Origin of the sequence: Kribbella alba (assembly GCF_039529635.1) — a bacterium.
In the GTDB taxonomy this organism is placed as follows: domain Bacteria; phylum Actinomycetota; class Actinomycetes; order Propionibacteriales; family Kribbellaceae; genus Kribbella; species Kribbella alba.
In genome coordinates this window covers 404988-424984 of the sequence record NZ_BAAANE010000007.1, presented here as the reverse complement: position 1 = coordinate 424984, position 19997 = coordinate 404988, and the positions used below count along the sequence as shown (strand labels likewise).

General features: G+C 67.2%; 18 protein-coding genes. 8 read left to right on the top strand and 10 right to left on the bottom strand.

The features are described 5' to 3' along the window. Nucleotides 1-7: 7 nt before the first annotated feature. The 3 genes from ABD210_RS19980 to ABD210_RS19970 are packed head-to-tail and all read right to left on the bottom strand — an operon-like array spanning nucleotide 8 to nucleotide 3953. Nucleotides 8-1171 carry an ABC transporter permease gene (locus tag ABD210_RS19980; RefSeq protein WP_344113288.1) on the bottom strand — a complete coding sequence of 388 codons (1164 nt, stop codon included), beginning with the start codon at nucleotides 1169-1171 and terminating at the stop codon, nucleotides 8-10. Next, on the bottom strand, nucleotides 1171-2676 hold the full coding sequence (locus ABD210_RS19975; protein ID WP_344113287.1) for a sugar ABC transporter ATP-binding protein: 1506 nt from the start codon (nucleotides 2674-2676) through the stop codon (nucleotides 1171-1173). The genes ABD210_RS19980 and ABD210_RS19975 overlap by 1 nt, the downstream gene beginning before the upstream one ends. After that, nucleotides 2673-3953 (bottom strand): ROK family protein, encoded by a 1281-nt coding sequence (locus tag ABD210_RS19970; RefSeq protein ID WP_344113286.1) that lies wholly within the window; start codon nucleotides 3951-3953, stop codon nucleotides 2673-2675. The genes ABD210_RS19975 and ABD210_RS19970 overlap by 4 nt, the downstream gene beginning before the upstream one ends. Before the next feature lie 355 nt (nucleotides 3954-4308). On the opposite strand from ABD210_RS19970, the gene ABD210_RS19965 reads away from it, so the two are divergent. Further along, the gene (locus ABD210_RS19965) at nucleotides 4309-5850 is read left to right on the top strand and encodes a lectin (protein ID WP_344113285.1); all 1542 of its coding nucleotides are present in this window, start codon (nucleotides 4309-4311) and stop codon (nucleotides 5848-5850) included. Between the two features lie 86 nt (nucleotides 5851-5936). Here ABD210_RS19965 and ABD210_RS19960 read toward each other — a convergent pair whose 3' ends face one another. From ABD210_RS19960 to ABD210_RS19950, 3 genes are all read right to left on the bottom strand, one after another. After that, nucleotides 5937-7184 (bottom strand): hypothetical protein, encoded by a 1248-nt coding sequence (locus tag ABD210_RS19960; RefSeq protein WP_344113283.1) that lies wholly within the window; start codon nucleotides 7182-7184, stop codon nucleotides 5937-5939. Nucleotides 7185-7498: 314 nt separating this feature from the next. Continuing rightward, nucleotides 7499-8311 carry a dienelactone hydrolase family protein gene (locus ABD210_RS19955; RefSeq protein WP_344113281.1) on the bottom strand — a complete coding sequence of 271 codons (813 nt, stop codon included), beginning with the start codon at nucleotides 8309-8311 and terminating at the stop codon, nucleotides 7499-7501. Nucleotides 8312-8397: 86 nt separating this feature from the next. After that, nucleotides 8398-8772, bottom strand: a complete 375-nt coding sequence (locus ABD210_RS19950; protein ID WP_344113280.1) for a YciI family protein — start codon at nucleotides 8770-8772, stop codon at nucleotides 8398-8400. Between the two features lie 151 nt (nucleotides 8773-8923). On the opposite strand from ABD210_RS19950, the gene ABD210_RS19945 reads away from it, so the two are divergent. Continuing rightward, nucleotides 8924-11806, top strand: coding sequence for a S8 family serine peptidase (locus tag ABD210_RS19945; protein ID WP_344113278.1), 2883 nt, complete (start codon nucleotides 8924-8926; stop codon nucleotides 11804-11806). Nucleotides 11807-11906: 100 nt separating this feature from the next. Here ABD210_RS19945 and ABD210_RS19940 read toward each other — a convergent pair whose 3' ends face one another. Further along, entirely contained in the window at nucleotides 11907-12473 is a 567-nt protein-coding gene (locus ABD210_RS19940; protein WP_344113277.1) for a TetR family transcriptional regulator, read from the bottom strand. A gap of 149 nt (nucleotides 12474-12622) precedes the next feature. Between ABD210_RS19940 and ABD210_RS19935 the strand changes: the two genes are divergently transcribed. After that, the gene (locus ABD210_RS19935) at nucleotides 12623-13489 is read left to right on the top strand and encodes an oxidoreductase (RefSeq protein ID WP_344113275.1); all 867 of its coding nucleotides are present in this window, start codon (nucleotides 12623-12625) and stop codon (nucleotides 13487-13489) included. A 210-nt stretch (nucleotides 13490-13699) separates the two neighbouring features. Continuing rightward, a complete protein-coding gene (locus tag ABD210_RS19930) occupies nucleotides 13700-14344 on the top strand; it encodes an alpha-ketoglutarate-dependent dioxygenase AlkB (RefSeq protein WP_344113274.1) in 645 nt (214 codons plus the stop codon). A gap of 140 nt (nucleotides 14345-14484) precedes the next feature. Here the strand turns inward: ABD210_RS19930 and ABD210_RS19925 are convergent, their stop codons facing one another. Next, nucleotides 14485-14919: a hypothetical protein gene (locus ABD210_RS19925; protein ID WP_344113272.1), complete on the bottom strand. Its 435-nt coding sequence runs from the start codon at nucleotides 14917-14919 to the stop codon at nucleotides 14485-14487. A 268-nt stretch (nucleotides 14920-15187) separates the two neighbouring features. Here ABD210_RS19925 and ABD210_RS19920 point away from each other — a divergent pair, with 268 nt between their 5' ends. The 3 genes from ABD210_RS19920 to ABD210_RS19910 all read left to right on the top strand — a co-directional run bounded on the left by ABD210_RS19920 (nucleotide 15188) and on the right by ABD210_RS19910 (nucleotide 17523). Continuing rightward, nucleotides 15188-15649: a hypothetical protein gene (locus ABD210_RS19920; protein ID WP_344113270.1), complete on the top strand. Its 462-nt coding sequence runs from the start codon at nucleotides 15188-15190 to the stop codon at nucleotides 15647-15649. After that, the gene (locus ABD210_RS19915) at nucleotides 15649-16287 is read left to right on the top strand and encodes a pyridoxamine 5'-phosphate oxidase family protein (protein WP_344113269.1); all 639 of its coding nucleotides are present in this window, start codon (nucleotides 15649-15651) and stop codon (nucleotides 16285-16287) included. Before ABD210_RS19920 ends, ABD210_RS19915 begins: the two co-directional genes overlap by 1 nt. 108 nt (nucleotides 16288-16395) lie before the next feature. Continuing rightward, entirely contained in the window at nucleotides 16396-17523 is a 1128-nt protein-coding gene (locus ABD210_RS19910) for a sensor histidine kinase (protein ID WP_344113268.1), read from the top strand. A 128-nt stretch (nucleotides 17524-17651) separates the two neighbouring features. On the opposite strand, the gene ABD210_RS19905 is transcribed toward ABD210_RS19910, so the two are convergent. Next, nucleotides 17652-18863 (bottom strand): alpha-hydroxy acid oxidase, encoded by a 1212-nt coding sequence (locus tag ABD210_RS19905; protein WP_344113266.1) that lies wholly within the window; start codon nucleotides 18861-18863, stop codon nucleotides 17652-17654. A 77-nt stretch (nucleotides 18864-18940) separates the two neighbouring features. Here ABD210_RS19905 and ABD210_RS19900 point away from each other — a divergent pair, with 77 nt between their 5' ends. Beyond that, a complete protein-coding gene (locus ABD210_RS19900; protein WP_344113264.1) occupies nucleotides 18941-19714 on the top strand; it encodes a FadR/GntR family transcriptional regulator in 774 nt (257 codons plus the stop codon). Here ABD210_RS19900 and ABD210_RS32495 read toward each other — a convergent pair. Further along, nucleotides 19693-19971 carry a methyltransferase domain-containing protein gene (locus tag ABD210_RS32495; RefSeq protein ID WP_425552690.1) on the bottom strand — a complete coding sequence of 93 codons (279 nt, stop codon included), beginning with the start codon at nucleotides 19969-19971 and terminating at the stop codon, nucleotides 19693-19695. The genes ABD210_RS19900 and ABD210_RS32495 overlap by 22 nt on opposite strands. Between the last annotated feature and the right edge of the window lie 26 nt (nucleotides 19972-19997).

Genomic DNA, 19997 nt, shown 5'->3' with positions numbered 1-19997 from the left:
CGCCCAGTCAGGTGGCTCGGGCGGCCAGGCGTTGCTGGAGGAGGACCGCGATCACGATGATCAGGCCCTTCGCCACCGACTGGGCAGAGATGCTCAGGTTGTTCAGGGTGAAGACGTTGTTCAGGGTGGTGAAGATGAGCACGCCGAACACGGTGCCGACGATGGTGCCGCGACCACCCGAGAGCAGCGTGCCTCCGATCACGACCGCAGCGATGGCGTCGAGCTCATAGAGCTGCCCGTGGGTGGCACTGCCGGTCGTCGTACGGGCCATCAACATCACCGCGGCGATACCGCAGCACAGACCGGCGAGCACGTAGAGCGCGACCGTATGACGCTGGACCTTGATACCGGCGAGGCGGGCGGCTTCGGCGTTGCCACCGACCGCGAAGGTACGACGGCCGAAGGTGGTCCGGTTGAGCAGCACCCAGCCGGCGGCGGCGACTAGGACGAACATCCAGACCAGCACCGGGACCCCGAGCAGCGAGCCGCCGAAGAAGTCCAGGAACGAGTTGACGCTGATGATCTGGGTCTTGCGGTCGGACAGGATCTCCGCCAGACCGCGGGCGCCCGCAAGCATCGCGAGCGTCGCGATGAAGGGAACTATCTTGCCGTAGGCAACTAGTAGTCCGTTCACCAGGCCGCAAGCAGCACCGACCAGCAGCGCGGTGCTGACCATGAAGATCCAGTGGTAGTCCGCGGCCAACTGCTGGGTGGCGAGCGTGGTCGCCCAGACGGAGGCGAGCGCGACCATCGCCCCGACGGACAGGTCGATGCCGCCGCCGGTGATCACGAAGGTCATGCCGATGCTGACCACGCCGATCACGGCGGCCAGCCGGAGAATCGTCAGCACGTTCGGGCCGCTGGCGAAACGGTCGCCCGCGGTGACGACGCCGACGACGCAGAGCAGGACCAGCGCGACCACCAGGCCGATGTTGCGGCCGGCTCCGCCCTTCAGCAGATTGCCGACCGTGGTGGACGCTCCGCTGCCGCGGCCGTCGCGGGGCGACTTCGGCGCGGTCGGGTCGACCTCGATCATCGCCTGGCCATGGCCCGTCTGGCTCTGGGCTGCCCCGTTCTGGGCTGCCCCGTCCTGGGCTGCCCCGTCCTGGGCCGGCTGATCCTGCGTTGCCTGGGCCTGGGCTGTCTCGGATCGTGCGACTTCCTCACTCATCACACGGCACTTCCTTCCATCACCAGGTCCAGGACCCGATGCTCGTCGATGTCCTGCGCGGGACCCGTGTGCACGGCCCGCCCCTCCCGCATCACCACGACCCGGTCGGCCAGACCGAGCACCTCCTCGACCTCGCTGGAGACCAGCACGATCGCGACCCCGTTTGCGGCCAGCTTGCGAACGAGCGCGTAGATCTCGGAACGCGCTCCCACGTCGACTCCCCGGGTGGGTTCGTCGAGCAGCAACACCCGGCAGTCCCGGAGCAACCAGCGAGCCAGCACGACCTTCTGCTGGTTGCCGCCGGACAGGTTGCGGACGGGATGCTCCACGCCGGCCGGACGGACATCCAGCGCCTTCGTCAGGTCCTCCGCGGCTTCGCGCTCGGCTCTGCCGTTGAGGAACCCGCCGCTGGCGAAACGGCCCAGGCTCGACACGGTGATGTTCTTGTAGACCGCCTCGTCGAGCAGCAACGCCTGACTCTTGCGCTCCTCCGGAGCCAACCCGACCCCAGCGCGTACCGCGGCCTGCACCTGGCCCGGCCGGAGTTCCACCCCGTCCACCCGGACGACGCCGGTTGCGGCCCGGCGCGCGCCGTACACGGTCTCGAGTACTTCGGAACGGCCCGAGCCGACGAGTCCGGCGAGGCCGAGGATCTCGCCCGCGCGGACGGAGAACGCGATCTGGGCGAACTCCCGCGGCCGGGAGAGGTTCTCCACCTCGAGGACGACCGGCGCGGAGGCCGGGACCTCGGCACGCGGCGGGAAGACATACTCGATCGAGCGGCCGGTCATCAGCCTGATCAGCTCCGCCGTCGGGGTCTGCCGGGCGTCGAGGCCCGTCGCGACGGTGGCGCCGTCCTTCAGCACGGTGACCCTGTCACCGATCTGCCGGATCTCTTCGAGCCGGTGCGAGATGTAGACGATGGCGACGCCACGAGAAGTCAGGTCGCGGATCACCCGGAACAGGTTGTCGACCTCTTCGGAGTCGAGCACCGCGGAGGGCTCGTCCATCACGATCAGCCGAGCCTCACGGGAGAGCGCTCTGGCCATGCTCACGACCTGCTGACCCGCGGCCGAGAGAAGTCCGACTGTCCGACCGGGCGGGATCTCGCCGTGCCCGAGGCCCTTCAGGAGCTCGCGAGCGCGGACGTTCGCCTCGTGTCGGCGGGTCAGGCCGAACCTGGCCGGCTCGTGTCCGAGGAACACGTTCTCGGCGACCGTCAGGTCAGGTACGAGATCCAGTTCCTGGTAGATCGCGGCGATGCCGAGCCGCATCGAGTCCGTCGGGCTGTTCAGCGAGACCTCGTTGCCGTTGACAAGGATCGTGCCGGCGTCGGGCTGGTGCGCCCCCGTGAGGACGCGGATCAGCGTGGACTTCCCAGCACCGTTCTGACCGAGGAGACAGTGCACCTCGCCTCGTCGTACGTCGAGATCGACACCGTCCAGCGCCCGTACCCCGGGGAACTCCTTGACGATCCCGGTCATCCGCAGCAGTTCTTCGGTCATTGGGCTACTCCTGCCGCGTCACGACCGACCAGGGTCGGGTCGAGGAAGACCTGGTCCAGCGAGATCTGCGCACCGCCGCGAACCGCCGCGGTGAAACCGAGCTCGGACTGGACCACGCGGCAGCCGCCGCCGTCAGGGGCGATCACCCGGTCCCGGATCGCGCTCTCCAGCGGTTCTTTCAGCCATGGCCCGAGCACGGCGAAGTAACCGCCCAGCACGAGCACGTCAGGGTTCAGGATGTTCACCAGGATCGCTCCCCCAATTCCCAGCCAGGTACCGACATCTGCCAACGCCCGCAGCGTCCGTGCTCCCCCTGCATCGGCCCGCCGGGTGATCTCCGCCAGCCGCTGCTCCACGTCGAGCGACGGGTCGCGCACCGGATCGTCCGGATCAGTTGCCTTGTTCAACAAAGCGGTGAGGCCGACGACCGTCTCCCAGCAACCGGTCCGGCCACAACCACAGATGCCACCGGCCGGGGCGACCGGCATGTGCCCGACCTCGCCGCTGAACCCGTGCCCACCGCGTAGTAGGTGCCCGCCGGTGACCATGCCACCGCCCACACCGACCGCACCCGTCAGCAGCACGATGTCCTCGGCCTTGCCCTCGGCGCCGCCCTTCAGCTCCGAATACGCTGCGAGCGCGGCCAGGTTCGCCTCGTTGTCCACCCGCACCGGGTACGACGGGTCGCCGAGCCGGGCGCGCATCTCCCCTACCACCGGGACCTCTGTCCAGCCGAGGTTCGGCGCGAGCTTGAGCAAGCCGGTCGCACTCTGGACCAAGCCGGGCACAGCCAAGGTGACGCCGGCCGTCTGACCGCCACGGGTATGCACCGCGGTCACCGCCTCACGAATCAGCTCGGCCAGCTGGTCCAGCGTCGTACCGGGGTCCAGGTGTGCGACGTCGAGCGGGACGCGGCGTTCGATCACCGTCACGCCGCTGAGGTCCAGTGCGGTCACCGCGAGGTAGTCGACGTTGATCTCGGCGCCCACACCGCACACGGCGCTTCCGTCGAGTTCGACGAGCTGGCCCGGGCGGCCGAGAGCACCGCGCTCCGACTCCGCCCGGCCGTCGCGGAGCAGGCCGCGCTCGACGAGCTCAGCGACGAGGCTGCTCACGGTTGCCTTGTTGAGCCCCGTGTCCGCGGCGATGCGAGCGCGAGAGCGCGATCCCATCTCCCGGACGTGCCGCAGGACGACGGACAGGTTGTTGCGGCGGAGCGACACGTGGTCCGCGGCGACCACACCACGGCCCGGACGGCTGCCGTCGGACAGCATCATTTCGCCCCACCCCCTCCCGACAGGAGAACGGCACCTCCGCTGCGCCTGCACCGATGGACGGTCGGAACAGGACTGTGATGCCGATCACAGACTTTGTCTGTTGAGCCAACAAACTAAGTACGGGCACACGCTGCGTCAAGATGTTGCGCGCAAGTTTCTTCGGATCACCATCAGATTGCCGTCAGGCGGCGAGACCGCGCTCTCCGCCATGCGGGAACGGTCTCTGAGAGAGATAGATCCCGATTTTGCAGAACTTCGTCAAGCTTTTGCAGCGAGCACTTGCGCTGTCTAGCGACCGTTTGTACGCTCGGCGCCACTCTCCGCAGTCCTGCCCGCCCCCACCAGGAGCCTGCACATGGCACTCACACGCCGTACTTTCCTGGCCGCATCAGCGGCCACCGCAGCTGCCGGAACCACGGTCGCCGGATCGGTCGCCGCCTCCGCGGCCTCTTCCACGACAGCCACCCCGATGGCCAGTCCTGTCGGCGACGTCGTCGGCAAGATCAGCGTCGGCTACCAGGGCTGGTTCGCCTGCACCGGCGACGGCTCCCCCATCAACAGATGGTGGCACTGGAGTCGCGACAGCTCCCAGCCGCCGTCACCCAGCAACACCACGATCGCCAGTTGGCCCGACGTCCGCGAGTACACGAGGACCTTCCAGACGGCGTACGCGAACCTCGGCAACGGCCAGCCGGCCAAGCTGTTCTCGTCGTATGACCAGCAAACCGTCAACACGCACTTCCTCTGGATGCAGCAGAACGGCTGTGATACGGCCGCACTACAGCGGTTCAATCCGACCGGCGACGAGGGACCCACTCGCGACGCGATGGCGGCCAAGGTCCGGCAGGCCGCCGAGCAGTACGGCCGGAAGTTCTACATCATGTACGACGCGACCGGCTGGACGAACATGCAGCCGGAGATGAAAGCCGACTGGACCAACAAGATGTCGGCGTACACGTCGTCCCCGGCGTACGCGCGACAGAACGGCAAGCCGGTCGTCTGCATCTGGGGCTTCGGGTTCAACGAGGCCAACAAGGCGTTCCCCGCCTCGGCCTGTCTCGACGTCATCAACTGGTTCAAGGGCCAGGGCTGCTACGTCATCGGTGGGGTGCCGACGCACTGGCTGCCCGGCAACGAGGACTCGCGCCCCGGCTACCTCGACGTCTACCACGCGTTCAACATGATCTCGCCCTGGATGGTCGGCCGGATCAGCGACGTCGCAGGCGCGGATCACTACTACAACAACGTGAATCAGCAGGACCAGGCCGACTGCAACGCGCACGGCATCGACTATCAGCCGTGCGTGATCCCGGGCGATCTGCAGTCGGGTCACCGGCGGCACGGCGACCTGATGTGGCGACAGTTCTACAACCTCAAAAGGGTCGGCGTGCAGGGCCTCTACATCTCGATGTTCGACGAGTACAACGAGGGCAACCAGATCGCCAAGACCGCCGAGACCTCTGCCTGGGTTCCCACCGGCTCAGGGATCCGCGCGCTCAACGAGGACGGCACGGCCTGCTCGTCGGACTACTACCTGCGGCTCACCAATGACGGGGGCCGGATGTTCAAGGGCCAGATCCCGCTGACCGCGACCAGGCCGACGCCGCCGATGCCGAGCCAGGGCACCGGTGGCGTGATCTTCTTCGAGCACGTGGACTACGGCGGGGCAGCCGGCAGCACGCTTGCCAAGGGCAACTACACCCGAGCCCAGTTGCAAGCGGCCGGCGTCCAGGACAACTGGGCGTCCTCGGTGCGTGTTCCAGCGGGCTGGTCGGTCACCATCTACGCTGAGGACAACTTCACCGGTCAGAGCTGGACCCGAACTGCTGACACCCAGAACTTCACCACACTCAGCCCCAACGCCAACGACCAGTTGACGTCCTGCCGCATCCAGTAACCGCTCTCTGACGTTCCACGGTGAAGGTTGGTCCGTCGAGACGGCGGACCAACCTGTCAGGATGCTGCCGGAACGGCAGGTAGCTGTCAGAGCAGCTCGAGGTTATCTGTGGCCAAGGTGATGACGGCGCCTTCGAAGTGCAGCCGGCAAGCGATCGCGTGACCTGAGCAGGCGAACAACGCCGGCCCGGCCGCATCGACGACCTTGTAGGCGACGGGGTGAGCGCAGCGCTCGACCGATCCCTCGGGCTCGAGGTAGCAGCCGAGCACGTGGCAGCTGACGGTCTCACCGACGTTCATCAAGGTGAGGCCGTGTTCTGGGCAGACGCCCCAGGTGACTCCGCAGGACTCACCTTCGTTCGCAACAAGGCGAACCAGGTTGCCGGCGGTCGTCTCCAGCTCAGTGGCGATCGAACGGATCGTGTCGGCGGCTTCATCCAGCTCGCGCCGGAACTGCCGGGACTCGACTGACTGGGACAGCCCCTCGACCGCAGAGTGCAATTCTTCGGACAACGCCTTGGCAGCAAGGGCGATCTCGTCCACGCGGACCGGCGTCCCGAAGTGCGCTGGACGCGGCTGCGTGACCTCCTGAGCACTGTGACCAGCTTCGTACTCCGCCTGCCAACCACCTGGGCGGACCTGATCGTCCTGCCCGTCGACGCCGGCGTCGTTTCCGTTCTGGCCGCCCCGCACGTCCTGGTCGGACTGCAGATCCTGGCCGCCCTCGGTGCCTTCGTCAATCGCCGTGGTCTGGTCGGCCTCGGTGCCTTCATCTACCGCCGTGGTGTGGTCGGCTTCGGTGCCCTCGTCAACCGCAGTGACCTGGTCGCTCTCGGCGCTCTCGTCCACTACCGTCGCCGGGACAGCTTCCGTGCTTTCGTCCGCCACAGCGGTCTCGCCGGCTTCGGTGCTTTCGTCCATCTCAGCGGTCTGGCCGGCTTCGGTGTTTTCGTCCATCGGAGTCGGCTGGTCGGCCTGGGGGCTCTCGTCGGCGCCGCCGCTCTGGTCGGCCTTCGTCTTCTCGCTGTCGTCAGTGTTCTGGCTGCTGCGGGGCTTCCGCGCGCCTCGGGTGTTGTGGCCGCCTGGCTGGTCCACGCTGGCGGCGGACAATCCGTTCACGTCAGCCGCTCCGTTCTGGCCATGACCGTTCTTGGCCGGCCGGCCGGTTTCATCAGGTGACCCGTCGTGTTGGCCCGAGCTGAGGACACGACGTTCTTCGGTGTCGTCCGGATCCCAGTCCGAATAATCGACCTCCGCGTCTCCTGCCGAACGGTCCAGCGACCAGCTCGGTCCTTCGGAACCGTTTTCGTGGTCCACCCGCTTGGCTTTCGCCATTCGTTTGCCCCCTGATAACAGACTCTCCCCCGACGGCCGATGGTGTCATGCCCGGAGGGGGTGCGACCAGAGCAAATCAACGAGGTTCACACAGGGCTCCCACCGCTTTGCGCAGAGCAACGAATTGACTCACTCCGCCGCCTGGAAGTAGGCCCACCGCACCGACGCACCTTGAGTTTGCTGTTCCGGTTCCCCATCTCCGTAGGCGCTAATCACAGCCCCGGAATTGCATACCCCGCCTTAACGAATATGCCCACCGACGGTAATCGCACAACGCCTGTAAGTACCGGCGACCGTGCTCGACCATCGATGGATCAAGCGGGCGCGGTCAGGTGCTGGCGGAGGAACTCCACTGTGCGTTGGCGAGCTGCCAGGGCCAGGTTGCCAGGCTCTTCGCGTACCTCAGCAGTGAGGACCTGATGGGCGCTCTTGCGGAACCCACCCGGATTGCCGGGGCTCGAGTCGAGTTCGATCACCTCGAAGGCGTCGCCCAACTGTTCGCGCAGCGTGGCGAACCGTTCCGGCGGGACTGCCCTGTCCTCGCTGAAGCGCATGCCGAGAACGCAGAGACCGTCCGTGCGAGAGCGCTCCACGATGCGCTCGAGCTCTTCGTGGGACACCCCGGCATCGCGGCGCCGCTTGGCGCCCAGCGGGAACGGCGTCGCGGGCTGGCTCATGACAGGCGCCAGGACGACGTCGTCGACTGCTGTCGCCAGCGCGAATCCCCCGGTGAAACACATGCCGATCACGCCTACCCCGCGTCCCGGAGTACGGGCTGCGAGATCGCCGGCAACCGCTCTCAGGTACGCCGTGATCGGGCGCTTGGCGTCTGCGGCGAATGCGCGGAACTCCGCGGAGACGCAGAGCCGCGCGACGACTCGCAGTACATAGCCCAGAGATTCGGGGCGGCCGGGCTCGCCGAACGGCGAGGGGATCACGACGGTGAAGCCCTCGTCGACCAGGTGATCCGCGAATCCCAGGAGATACGGCGTGATCCCTGGAATCTCAGGGATCAGGACGACGCCCGGGCCCGCGCCCTTCTCGTAGCAGTCATAGGTCAGTCCGCCGCCCGAGAAGGGCGCCTTCTGCCAGCCGGTCAGGTCGGAACTCGGTGCGGATCCAGCCATGGTCGACGGTCTCCTCGCAGTCGGGATCCCAGCGTAGGGCCGCAACTCCCGCTCACCACCGCGAGACACGTCACCTGCGCCCCGTGCTACCGAGTCCCTCCCGGATCACCGTGATCAGCGCGGCTGCCGAGGTCCTGGACGGCACGGATCTCGACCATGCCGATCGCGGCGACGGGATGCTTCGACGCGATCTCGACCGCCTCGTCCAGATCGCGGCAGTCGATCAGGTCGTACCCGCCCATCTGCTCCTTGGCCTCCGCGAACGGACCGTCCGTCGTGACCACCTTGCCCGCCCGCCGACTGACGCCCTTCCCCTCCGCGGCCGGCCGGAGCGCATCCCCGTGCAGCCGCACGCCGCGCTCTGTCATCTCCTTCACCCAGGCCTCGGTGGCGGCCACCATATCGGCCGGCACCTCACCGGAGAAGTCGACGTCTGGTCGGATCAGCAGCATGTACTTCATGGATTCTCCTCGCCAGCTCCCGGAAATCCCGCCCGGCACGGGCGGTTCCGCCGGAACGTCGGAGCACAGTTGCAGCTATTGACATCCTGGCTTCCCCGAAAGTTGGTCCCCGCCTCTGACATACTCCCGCCAGAATGTCACTCTGAGCCCCTTGGGGGGGTCCACGTTGTTCATCCGCCCTGTTTCACTGCTCCGCCTCGGCGTGCCCGCTGCTCTGGTAGCCGCCACCCTGGTCACCGTCACAGGCTCGTCCGGTGTCGCCGCGCAACCGCAGCCGTACCACGTGAAGTCCGCCGGTCGCTCCGCGGACGCGGGGAAACCCGCCTATGACGCGAAGTCCGTGCTCGTGAAGTTCAAGGCTCGTACGTCGTCCGCGACCCGGCAGAAGGCGCTCGGCAAGGCCCAGGGCCGCACGGCCGACTCGGTCACGAGCGACGTCGTCAAGGTCACCAGCGACCAGGCGGCTCCTGACCTGCTGAAGAAGCTGAAGGCCGACCCGAGTGTCGCGCTCGCCTCCTTGGACTACATCCGCAAGGCGGCCGCCGTGCCGAACGACCAGTTCTACACGCAGTACCAGAAGCCCTATCTGACAACGATCCGGATGCCCGAGGCCTGGGACCTCAGCAAGAGCGCCGGCACGCAGACCGTCGCCGTGCTGGACACCGGCATCGACGCCGGCCACCCGGACCTGGCCGGCAAGGTGCTGGCGGGCCGCAACGTGATCTCCCCCGGCCAGGCGCCGAACGACGACAACGGGCACGGCACGATGACGTCCGGCATCATCGGCGCCAGCACGAGCAACGCGGTCGGAGTCGCCGGGGTCGCCTGGAACGCGAAGATCCTTCCGGTCAAGGTCCTCGACTCCTCCGGCAGCGGGACGGACTCCCAGATCATCGACGGCATCAACTGGGCCGCGGCGAACGGCGCCCGGGTGATCAACATGTCGCTGGGCGGTGACGGCGACAACTCATTGCTGCACGATGCGATCAGCGCCGCGGTCGCCAAGGGCATCGTCGTGGTCGCGGCGGCCGGCAACACCGGTGTCGACGCGCCGAACTACCCGGCCGCCTACCCGGAGGTCATCGCGGTCGGCGCGACCGACAACAACGCCGCGCTGACGAGCTTCAGCACCCACGGCGACTGGGTCGACATCGCGGCCCCCGGCTGGAACATCATCGCTCCCGGGCCGCGCGCGCTGACGGATCCCGACTACGAGCCGTACTGGATCAACAGCGGCACCTCCTTCTCGGCTCCGATGGTCGCGGGAGTCGCAGCGCTACTGCGCAACAAGTTCCCGAGCTACACGCCCGCCCAGATCGAGGCCCGACTCAAGTCGACGGCGCGTGACGCCGGACCGCGCGGTCTCGACCCGTACTACGGCGCCGGCATCCTCGACGCCGCCAGGGCACTGGGTGGTTCGTGGGCGGCCGAGTTCTGGAGCGCGGGCCCGGACGGCAACGACGTCGCAGCTCGCGCCACGGCGATCACCAACAATTCCGCCACCGGCAGCATCGGCCCGGAGGGCGACGTCGACTGGTACAAGGTCACCGAGCCTGCTGCACGCACCGTCCGCGTGACGGTCACCGGACCGGTGTACGACTGGGCGAATCGCGCGCAGAACTTCGCGCCCGTCCTCTCCGTGTACAGCAACTTCCAGCTCCAACTCCTCAGCGCAGCGCAGGTCGCCACCGAACCCAGCACCCCCACGGCGCTGAGCGTCTACGTCGACGCCAACCTCGAGGCCGGCGACAACTACATCGCGGTTCGCAACTACAACGGCTCACGGGACGGCCGCGCGTACACCGTGACCGTCGGTGACGGATCGCCGGTGACCAACACGTCCGACCGCTTCTGGATCAGGGATATCTCGCCCGCCGACTTCGCAGGTGATGCAGCCCTAACTGCCAAGCCGACGGTCACCTTTGCGCGGGATCTGACGCCCGCGAGCGTCACCGCGGAAACGGTCCGGTTGCTCAATGGCAAGACCGGCAGTGCAGTCCCGAGTGCGGTTGCCTACGACGAGACCACGAGGACGGCCAGCATCACGCCGGATGCGCCGCTAGTGGACAACACGCCGTACCGGGTCTCGGTCGGCGCGGTTCAGGACAGCGCGACGACGGAGCTCTACACCGGGGGGTTCAGCACTGTCTTCCGCACGGTCGACGAGAAGCCCGCCGCGGTGAGTGCGTTCGACGCGACCGGCGCCTACACGACCGCGGCACTGTCGTGGACGTTGCCAGTCGGTATCACCGACCTGGACCAGGTCGTGATCCGTCGATTGTCGGGCACGACTCCCCCGGCGACGGCGGACGCGGGTACCGCGGTCTATGCGGGCGAAGGCGGCTCGGTCACGGCAACAGGTCTGTCGAACGCGACCAGCTACGCGTTCAGTGCCTTCGTGAAGGACCGGGGCGGCAAGTTGAGTGCTCCGGTCACAACGCGGCTGATCGGCACGGCGACCACGTTGAGCGGGAGCGCCACGATCATCAACTACGGCAGCGCGGTCACGTTGAGCGGCGCCGTGACCCGGATCGACACGAAGGCGCCGGTGGCTGGTCAGAAGATCACCCTCTACGGGCGGGACAAGAACGGCACGACCTGGCGCGCGATCACCTGGCTGACGACCAGTGCGACCGGAACGTTCAGCGTGTCCTACAAGCCGAGCGTCAACACCGTGGTCGCGTGGGGCTATGACGGCTCGCCCGACCTGCTGGGCTCGCGAACGGGCAACTTCACCATCGATGTCCGGCCGACGATCACGGCGAACCTCACCTCTACAGCGATCAAGCTGGGGTCGTCGACCAGCTTCTACGGATACGTCCGCCCGCAGCATGCCGGTTCGCCGATCTATCTGCAGCGGTTGAGCGGATCCACCTGGACGACGATCACCTCGACCAAGTTGAACTCGACGGGCAACTACGCCTTCGGCATCAAGCCGACCGCCCGCGGCAGCTACACCTACCGAGCGGTCTTCCAGGCCGACGCCGATCACGCAACCAGCGTGTCCGCGACGAAGACGTTCAGCGTCAGCTAGTTTCCTCCAGCTGCAGAGGTGCCCTGCTCTCCGTTCGGGGACCAGGGCACCTTGCTGTTCGCGGGCAGTCGCCGGCCGAACAGTTCGCGGACGGGTTGCGCTACTCGGGTCGGGTGATCAGCTTGATGGTCTCGACGATGTTTTCGCGTAGTGCAGCGGGATCCTTGACCGCTTCGGGGTCGAGGGACGGACCGTAGGGATTCGCCGCGGTCCAGGCGGTGGCCAGCGTCATGATGGTCGTCAGGAGGAACGTCGGCGGGAAGGCCGGGTTCACCTTGCCGTTGTCTTGCGCCGCTGCCAGCTCGGCGACCTTGCCTCCGTGGACCTCGGCTCGCGTGGCCGGGTTGGCCGCCTTCAGTTCGAGGTTGGACCACGCCATCAGCCGCATCAGGTCGGGATGCGCCATCGTGTAGTCGAATACCCGCGCGGCGTAGCCCGGCAAGTCGTCCGCCGTGAACGCAAGGTCCTCGTAGACCCGTAGGAGATTCTTCTCCAGCACCGTGGTGAACAGCGTCTCCTTGTTATCGAAGTAGACGTAGATCAGGTTCTTGTTGCACCCGGCGTTCCTGGCGATCCGATCGACCCGCGCCCCGGCCACGCCGTATGCGGAGAACTCCGCCATGGCCGCCTCCAGGATCCGCTCCCGGGTCGCCTCCGCCTTGCCCATCAGATCACCTCTCCTGTCGGCCGCAGTCTAGCGATTGACTAACTGGTTAGCCATAAGTACTGTGTTTTGGGTAACCGGTTAGTCAATTCTCCTGCGGCGACCAGGTAGCCGAGCTGCAGTATCCAGAGCAAACCGAAAGGCGCGACACCATGACCTCCACCCTTCCCGGCGGCGCCCTCCCGCTCGCGGATGACCTCACCATCAGCCGGATGGGCTACGGCGCTATGCAACTGGCCGGCCCCGGCGTCTTCGGACCCCCGAAGGACCGCGACCAGGCCCTCGCCGTACTGCGCGAGGTGGTCGAGCTGGGCATCACCCACATCGACACCAGCGACTTCTACGGCCCGGTTGTCGTCAACGAACTGATCAAGGAAGCCCTGCACCCCTATCCGGCGGAGCTGCACATCGTCACCAAGGTCGGCGCTCGCCGCGGCGACGACGCCAGCTGGATTCCCTCACTGGAGCCGGGGGACCTCAAGGCGCAGGTTCGCGAGAACCTGGAACACCTCGGCCTGGACACCCTGGACGCCGTCAACCTGCGCGTCGGCGCGGTCGAGGGCCCGACCGACGAGTCCATCGAGAAGGAGTTCACCGTTCTGGCCGAGCTCAAGCAGCAGGGACTGATCCGCCACCTGGGCCTTAGCGGCGTCTCCGATGCCCAGCTCACCGAGGCGCAGACCATCGCGCCGGTCGTCACCGTGCAGAACCTCTACAACCTGGCCAACCGGAGCGACGACGCGCTCGTGGCCCGCTGTGCAGCCGAGGGCATCGCCTATGCCTCGTTCTTCCCGCTCGGCGGCTTCAGCCCACTCCAGTCCGAGACGCTCACCAACGTCGCCGCCCGGCTGGGCGCCTCGCCGCAGCAGGTCGCATTGGCCTGGCTTCTACAGCGCTCGGCGACCACTGTCCTGATCCCTGGCACCTCCTCCGTGGACCACCTGCGCGAGAACTTCGCCGCCGCCGACCTGGTCCTGCCGGCCGACGCGGTCGCGGAGCTCGATTCCATCGGCGGGTAGCACCGGCGACGATGCAGCGGCATCCTTGCCGGGCAATACAGTCGGCGACGCCGCGACATCCTGGGCGGGCGATACGCCGGTGACACCACGACACCCACCAACGCGTCGACGTGCCGCCGGCGGCCGGCCAGAGGCATCGAGACGATTCGGCTGGGACGGGACATCTGGGTTCGATACGAACGTCTGTTCGAGTTCAGGTACTGTAGGGGTATGGCTGCTGACCTTCAGGCCTCCTTGTTGGACGCGTTCGAGGATCCGGCGCTGGGTTCGCTGGACGGGATCCAGCGGACGGAACTCAGTCAAGGTGCGTGGATCGATGTGCTGCCCCGGTGGCTGACCGGAGCGGATCAGTTGTACGAGCGGCTGGCCGCCGACGTGCCGTGGCACGAGGAGCGCCGGCGGATGTACGACCGGGTCGTGGACGTGCCCCGGCTGTTGTGCTTCTACGGGGAGACCGACGACCTTCCGATGCCGATCCTCGACGAGGCGCGCGACCTACTGACCGAGCACTATGTCGACGAGCTCGGCGAACCGTTCCGGACCGCCGGATTGTGCTTCTACCGCGACGGGCGGGACAGCGTCGCCTGGCACGGCGACAGGATCGGCCGGGGTAATCGGGAGGACACCATGGTGGCGATCCTTTCGGTGGGCGAGCCTCGGGTCCTGGCCCTGCGCCCGCGCCCCGGAAGCGCGAGCGGTCCGGTCAGTTCGACGATCCGGTATCCGCTCGGGCACGGCGACCTGATCGTGATGGGCGGTTCCTGCCAGCGCACCTGGGAACACGCAATTCCCAAGGCGTCCGGCCGGATCGGCCCGCGCATCAGCATTCAGTTCCGTCCCCGCGGCGTCAGGTAGTCCCGACGGACAGACGTCGCCAGTCCGACGGTGGCAACACGGACGAAGAGGCGACAGAGGTCGGCACGACGCCACGGCCGCTCCGCTTCTAGCTGTACTCGGCCATCTAGGCGGGCGCAGTTGGCTGCAGTAGGTCGGGGTTATGCGATGGCGGAGACCTCCGCTCTTCGGACCTGGTAGGTCGTGGCTATGTAGAAGCCGATCAGTCGCACGCCGACCGCGCGGCAGGCCTGGGTGGCCGCCTCGGCCCATTCGCTGTCGACCGCGGGCCACTCAGCCGGCCCTGGTCGCCCCAGCGCCAGTACGAGGGCACCACCACCCGGCAGGTCTTGCAGCGGTATCGCCACGGGCTCGAGGAGCTTGCTGCAGGAACTCGGTCGCACATCCTGGATGCGACCGGGCAGGTTGAGGTCGACGGTCATCAAGAAGCGGTCCTCCTGGTCGCAGAGCAGGGCCTTGAAGATGCCGAGCCGCCGGTCCCCCACGTTGATCTGCAGATCGACGACATCGGCGGCGAGGGTGGGGTCCGAGAGGGGGAACTCGGACCAGTTCTTGGGAAGGTCTTGAAAGCTCATACCTAAAAGGTGCCGTCGCTTTCGGCGCGATCCGTGGTTGTCCACAGGGGCAATCGATCCAAGCTCCACGATCCGTGGAGATTGGCCCATCGAAACCGCCCAGAAGTGGATCTGACCTCTGGGCCGCCACGCTCCTAGGCTCGAATCATCGAGACCGAGGAGACCGAGATGACCAGCACGGTGACAGATCGAAATTCATCGTCACCTCGGCGCTCTTCTTCACCCGTCGCTGCTGATCATCAACACGCTTGGCGTCACGCTGTTCCAAGTGCGGATTGCCCGGAGCGTCGCCAACCTCCGTACGGCCACTCGCTCTATCCGGTTCGCCGGAGTCGCGATGCTGGCGGCGTGCGGAGTCTTCGCCCTCACCGCCTTCGGGATGGCCCCTGCCGGCGCTGCCGCAGTACTGGCGATCGCTGCGGCGCTACTGACCGTTGGTGAGATGAAGCTGGCTTCCGGGGCGCGGGAAATCAGCTTCGGACTGGCTCCGGCCGACAAGCAAGGGCAGTACCAAGGCTTCTTCGGTACGGGACCCGCGATCGCCCGGATGCTCGGCCCAGCCCTGTTGACGACACTGGTACTCGGCTGGGGTCCGATCGGCTGGATGGTGGTCGGTGCACTGTTCCTGGGGACCAGTTGCGCGACTGGTCCCGCCGTACGATGGGCCGCACGGACGCGGTCCGCCAGCAGGGTGGCCCAGTCGTCTCAGGTAGAGGAGTGCGCCGCCTGATGGACATCGCCGGAATGGTCGAGATCACCTCGTACGACGAGCTGCGCGAGGTCGTACCGCAGCCGTTGCAGCACGCCTCGGACAAGACCCGCAAGGAGCTGCACGAGCTCGACCGGCAGTGGCTCGCGGAATCGCCGTTCTGCCTGATCGCCACCTCGGCCGCCGACGGCAGCTGCGACGTCTCCCCCAAGGGCGACCCGGCTGGCTTCACCAAGGTGCTGGACGACACCACGATCGCCATCCCGGAGCGGGCCGGCAACCGCCGCATCGACGGCTTCACCAACATCATCAGCAATCCGCACGTCGGGCTGATCTATCTGTTGCCGGGGCGGGGCGAGACCCTGCGCATCAACGGCCGGGCCCGGATCGTGCGGGACGCGCCGTTCTTCGACGACATGGTGGTGAAGGGCAGCTGGCCGCAGCTGGCCCTGCTGGTGGAGATCGAAGAGATCTTCCACCACTGCTCGAAGGCGTTCCTGCGGTCGAAGGTGTGGAAGCCCGAGACGTGGAACCCGGACGCAGTACCGAGTCGTGCCAAGATCGCGAAGGCGCTGGACCGACAGGGCGACGACCTGGCCGAGCTGGAGAACTACTACGGGCCCAGCTACGAGGAAAACATCTACAAGACGAAGTACTGAGCCAGTACTGGGCCACCCAAGCGCAGTTCGGCGTACTGCAGACGAAGCAGCGCGAAGTACGCCGTGGCGCCGATGACAGCGGGTCGTACTGGCCCTTACGGTTCGAGGGTGACCGCTGTTGAGCCCTCGCTCGCGACCCGCGCAAGGCGGGTACTGCTGCCTGCGGTGGTGTCGTTCGTGGCGGTCTTCGGCTCGCTGGGAGCATCACGCGGCGAGCAGGACCGGCGGGCCGCCGACTGGTTCATGATCGTGCTCGTGCTGATCGGCTCGGTGTCGCTCTACTGGCTCCGGACCAGGCCCGTCCCGGTGCTGTGGGCAACAGTCCTCTCGACGCTGGTCTACATGCTGATGCAATACGCGTACGGCCCGGTGATCTTCAGCTTCGTCATAGCCGTCTTCACAGCGATCCGCACCGGCCACCGACTGGCCGGTTGGACAGCGATCGTCGCGCTGTACGCCGGGCACGTCCTGGGCCGGCTGGTCCTCGGGATCAACGGGCAGGGCATCTACCAGATCCTGCTGGTCGGTACCTGCTTCGTCGTGCTCGGATTCGTGGCCGAGCTCTTCCGTGGCCACCGGGAGCGCGTGATGGCTTCCAACGAGACCCGTCGCGAGGAGGAACTTCGCAAGGCAGGCGAGGAACGTCTGCGGATCGCACAGGAGTTGCACGACGTGGTGGCTCACCACATCTCGCTGATCAACGTGCAGGCGTCGACGGCGCTACACCTGGTTGATCGGCAGCCGGAGCAAGCCGGTCCGGCGCTCGCAGCGATCAAGGAGGCCAGCAAGGAGGCGCTGGTGGACCTGCGCTCGATCGTAGGCATCCTGCGCCAGCCCGACGAGGCAGCACCACGCCAACCCGTGGCAGGCCTCGATCGCCTCGATCACTTGATCAGCCGGACGTCGCGCGCCGGGCTGGAGGTGCACGCGATCGTCCACGGCGACCCGCGACCTCTCCCGACCGGCCTCGACCGCGCGGCATTCCGCATCATCCAGGAGTCGCTCACCAACGTCGTCCGGCACGCGAAGGCCACCGCCGCGACCGTACGCATCCAGTACGGCGAGCAGGCGCTCGTGCTGCAGGTGGACGACGACGGCGACTCCCTCGTGGGGCCGCCCAAGGAAGGCAACGGCATCATCGGAATGCGCGAGCGTGCCACCGCGCTCGGCGGCACGCTGACAGCCAGCCGTACTCCGACCGGCGGGTTGAGGATCACGGCCCAGCTGCCGCTGTAGACCAACCCCAGCAAGCTCCTTGCCAACGCAACGGGCCGCCAGGGCCTTGCTAGAGCAGGGCAAGTCCTGGCGCAACAGTTTCCGGGCGGGGGCTGCTACGCCAGGGAGGCCAGGAGCCGCGGGGTCCTCTAGGGCAGGCGGACGTGGGAGGGGTTGAGGTCGGCCACGCTGGGGACGCCGAGCAGGGCCATGGTGCGCCGGACCTCGGTAGTGAGGATCTCCGCAGCCCGGGCAACGCCGCGCTCTCCCCCTGCCATCAGCCCGTACAGGTAGGCGCGTCCGACCAGACAGGCATCCGCACCCAGCGCCAGAGCCGCGACGATGTCAGCGCCGCTCATGATGCCGGTGTCCAGGTAGACCTCGGCATCGGTGCCGACGGCCTCTCGGACAGCCGGCAGGATCCGCAGCGGCGTCGGCGCCCGGTCGAGCTGGCGGCCGCCGTGGTTCGACAGCACAATCGCGTCCGCGCCTGCATCGACGACCCGGCGAGCATCCTCGACGGTCTGGATGCCCTTGACGATCAGCGGGCCGTCCCAGATGGAGCGCAGCCAGTTCAGGTCATCGATGGTCATCGTCGGGTCGAAGAGCTGGTTCAGCAGGTCCGCGACCGTTCCGCCCCAGCTGGACAGCGACGCGAACGTCAACGGCCGGGTCGTCAGCAGATTCGCCCACCAAGCCGGATGCATCGACGCGTCCAGCACTGTCTTGACCGTCAGCGACGGCGGAATCGTGAATCCGTTCCGTACGTCGCGGAGGCGTGCTCCGGCGACCGGAACATCGACAGTCAGCATCAGCGCCTCGTAGCCGGCCGCGGCCGAACGCTTCACCAGGTCCTCGCCGGCCGAGCGGTCGTTCCAGACGTAGAGCTGGAACCACTTCCGGGCCTCCGGAGCAGCGGCTGCCACATCTTCGATCGAGGTGGTGCCCATCGTGGAGAGCGCGTACGGGATGCCGATCCGCTCGGCGACCTTGACCACCGCGCTCTCGCCTTCGTGGTTCATCATCCGGGTGAACCCGGTCGGCGCGAACGCGAACGGCAACTCCGACCGCTTGCCCAGGATCGTCGTACCGAGGTCGATGTCAGAGACGTTGCGCAGGATGGACGGCTGCAGTTCCATCTCGGAGAACAACTGGCGGGCCCGCTGCAGGCTGATCTCGGACTCGGCCGCGCCGTCGGTGTAGTCGAACACCGAGCGCGGCGTCCGGCGCTTCGCGATCGCGCGGAGGTCCGCGATGGTCAGCGCTCTCTCGAGTCGCCGGTCGGTCGGATTCAGGGTCACCGGCTTGGCCCGGAGCAGCGGCTTCAGCTCGGACCAGCGAGGCATCTGGCGATCAGTCATCGGGGCTCTCCAGGCGGGAACTGTGTGGTCGGACCACAGCATAGCCTGTGGTCTGACCACACAGCTATAGTCGCCACGTGAAGAACTACGAGCTGGTCCTGAACCGGGTCGAGGCAGATCTGGCCGCCGGCCGGCTGCGGCTCGGTGAGCGACTGCCCGGAGAGCGCTCCCTGGCGGAACAGCTCGGGATCAGCCGCCCGTCCGTCCGCGAGGCTGTCCGGGTGCTCGAGGCGATGGGTGTGGTCCGGACGGCCACTGGTTCCGGGCCTGACGCGGGCGCGGTGATCGTGGCCGAACCGGCCTCGCCGCTGACCGCCCTTCTTCGCTTGCATCTGGCAACGAACCACCTGCCGATGGGCGACATCGTCCAGACCCGCGTACTGCTCGAATCCTGGGCCGCCCGCCAAGCCGCCGCACGCCAGGCGGCCCGACAGCAAACCGCCGAACCTGACGGCGCGACAGCACCGAATCCCACCGCCGGCACTGTGCCGGGCGCCGACCGGGGTACTGATCGTGCTGCGCTTGCTGTTGCGGAAGGGCTGCTGGATCGGATGGACGTGGAGGGGCTCACGCCGGAGGAATTCCATCTGCTCGATGCCGAGTTCCATGTCGCCATGGCGGCGTTGGCGGGCAACGTGCTGATCGCCGCGGTGATGTCATCGCTCCGGACCGCGATCCACGGATATGTACTGGCCGCGGTGCCGAACCTCGCCGACTGGGACGCGACCGCTGTCGGCCTGCGCGCAGAGCACCGCGCCATCCTCGCCGCGATCCGTGCGGGCCAACCGGACGACGCCGCGCGACTCGTCGTCGACCACATCGAAGGCTTCTACCGCGCAGCCCGCCTCTGACCGCGACATGCTCGAAGAACACGAGCCGCCCCGCCCGGCCGCAGAACTCGCAGTACCTCATCCAGTACTGCGCTCAGGTCGTCCACCGAGCAGAGAACCGCGTCGACGCTTGCTGCAGGCAACGGGATTGGTTCAGCAGGCGCAGCAACGACCTGCCAGCTCCCGAGGTGTCGCGCCCTCTCCGCTGAGTCCCGCTGGGTTCTACGAGATCTGGTGACTGATGAGGCAAGACTCTGGGAGAGCACGATCCTGAGCATCGGCCGTGCGGCGGGAGTGGCACGGC

Coding starts and splice junctions, on each gene's coding strand:
- ABD210_RS19935 (WP_344113275.1), top strand. CDS start 12,623: ATGACCTCCACCCTTCCCGGCGGCGCCCTCCCGCTCGCGGATGACCTC.
- ABD210_RS19970 (WP_344113286.1), bottom strand. CDS start 3,953: ATGATGCTGTCCGACGGCAGCCGTCCGGGCCGTGGTGTGGTCGCCGCG.
- ABD210_RS19980 (WP_344113288.1), bottom strand. CDS start 1,171: ATGAGTGAGGAAGTCGCACGATCCGAGACAGCCCAGGCCCAGGCAACG.
- ABD210_RS19915 (WP_344113269.1), top strand. CDS start 15,649: ATGGACATCGCCGGAATGGTCGAGATCACCTCGTACGACGAGCTGCGC.
- ABD210_RS19925 (WP_344113272.1), bottom strand. CDS start 14,919: ATGAGCTTTCAAGACCTTCCCAAGAACTGGTCCGAGTTCCCCCTCTCG.
- ABD210_RS19930 (WP_344113274.1), top strand. CDS start 13,700: ATGGCTGCTGACCTTCAGGCCTCCTTGTTGGACGCGTTCGAGGATCCG.
- ABD210_RS19940 (WP_344113277.1), bottom strand. CDS start 12,473: ATGGGCAAGGCGGAGGCGACCCGGGAGCGGATCCTGGAGGCGGCCATG.
- ABD210_RS32495 (WP_425552690.1), bottom strand. CDS start 19,971: ATGCTCAGGATCGTGCTCTCCCAGAGTCTTGCCTCATCAGTCACCAGA.
- ABD210_RS19955 (WP_344113281.1), bottom strand. CDS start 8,311: ATGGCTGGATCCGCACCGAGTTCCGACCTGACCGGCTGGCAGAAGGCG.
- ABD210_RS19960 (WP_344113283.1), bottom strand. CDS start 7,184: ATGGCGAAAGCCAAGCGGGTGGACCACGAAAACGGTTCCGAAGGACCG.
- ABD210_RS19965 (WP_344113285.1), top strand. CDS start 4,309: ATGGCACTCACACGCCGTACTTTCCTGGCCGCATCAGCGGCCACCGCA.
- ABD210_RS19905 (WP_344113266.1), bottom strand. CDS start 18,863: ATGACTGATCGCCAGATGCCTCGCTGGTCCGAGCTGAAGCCGCTGCTC.
- ABD210_RS19950 (WP_344113280.1), bottom strand. CDS start 8,772: ATGAAGTACATGCTGCTGATCCGACCAGACGTCGACTTCTCCGGTGAG.
- ABD210_RS19975 (WP_344113287.1), bottom strand. CDS start 2,676: ATGACCGAAGAACTGCTGCGGATGACCGGGATCGTCAAGGAGTTCCCC.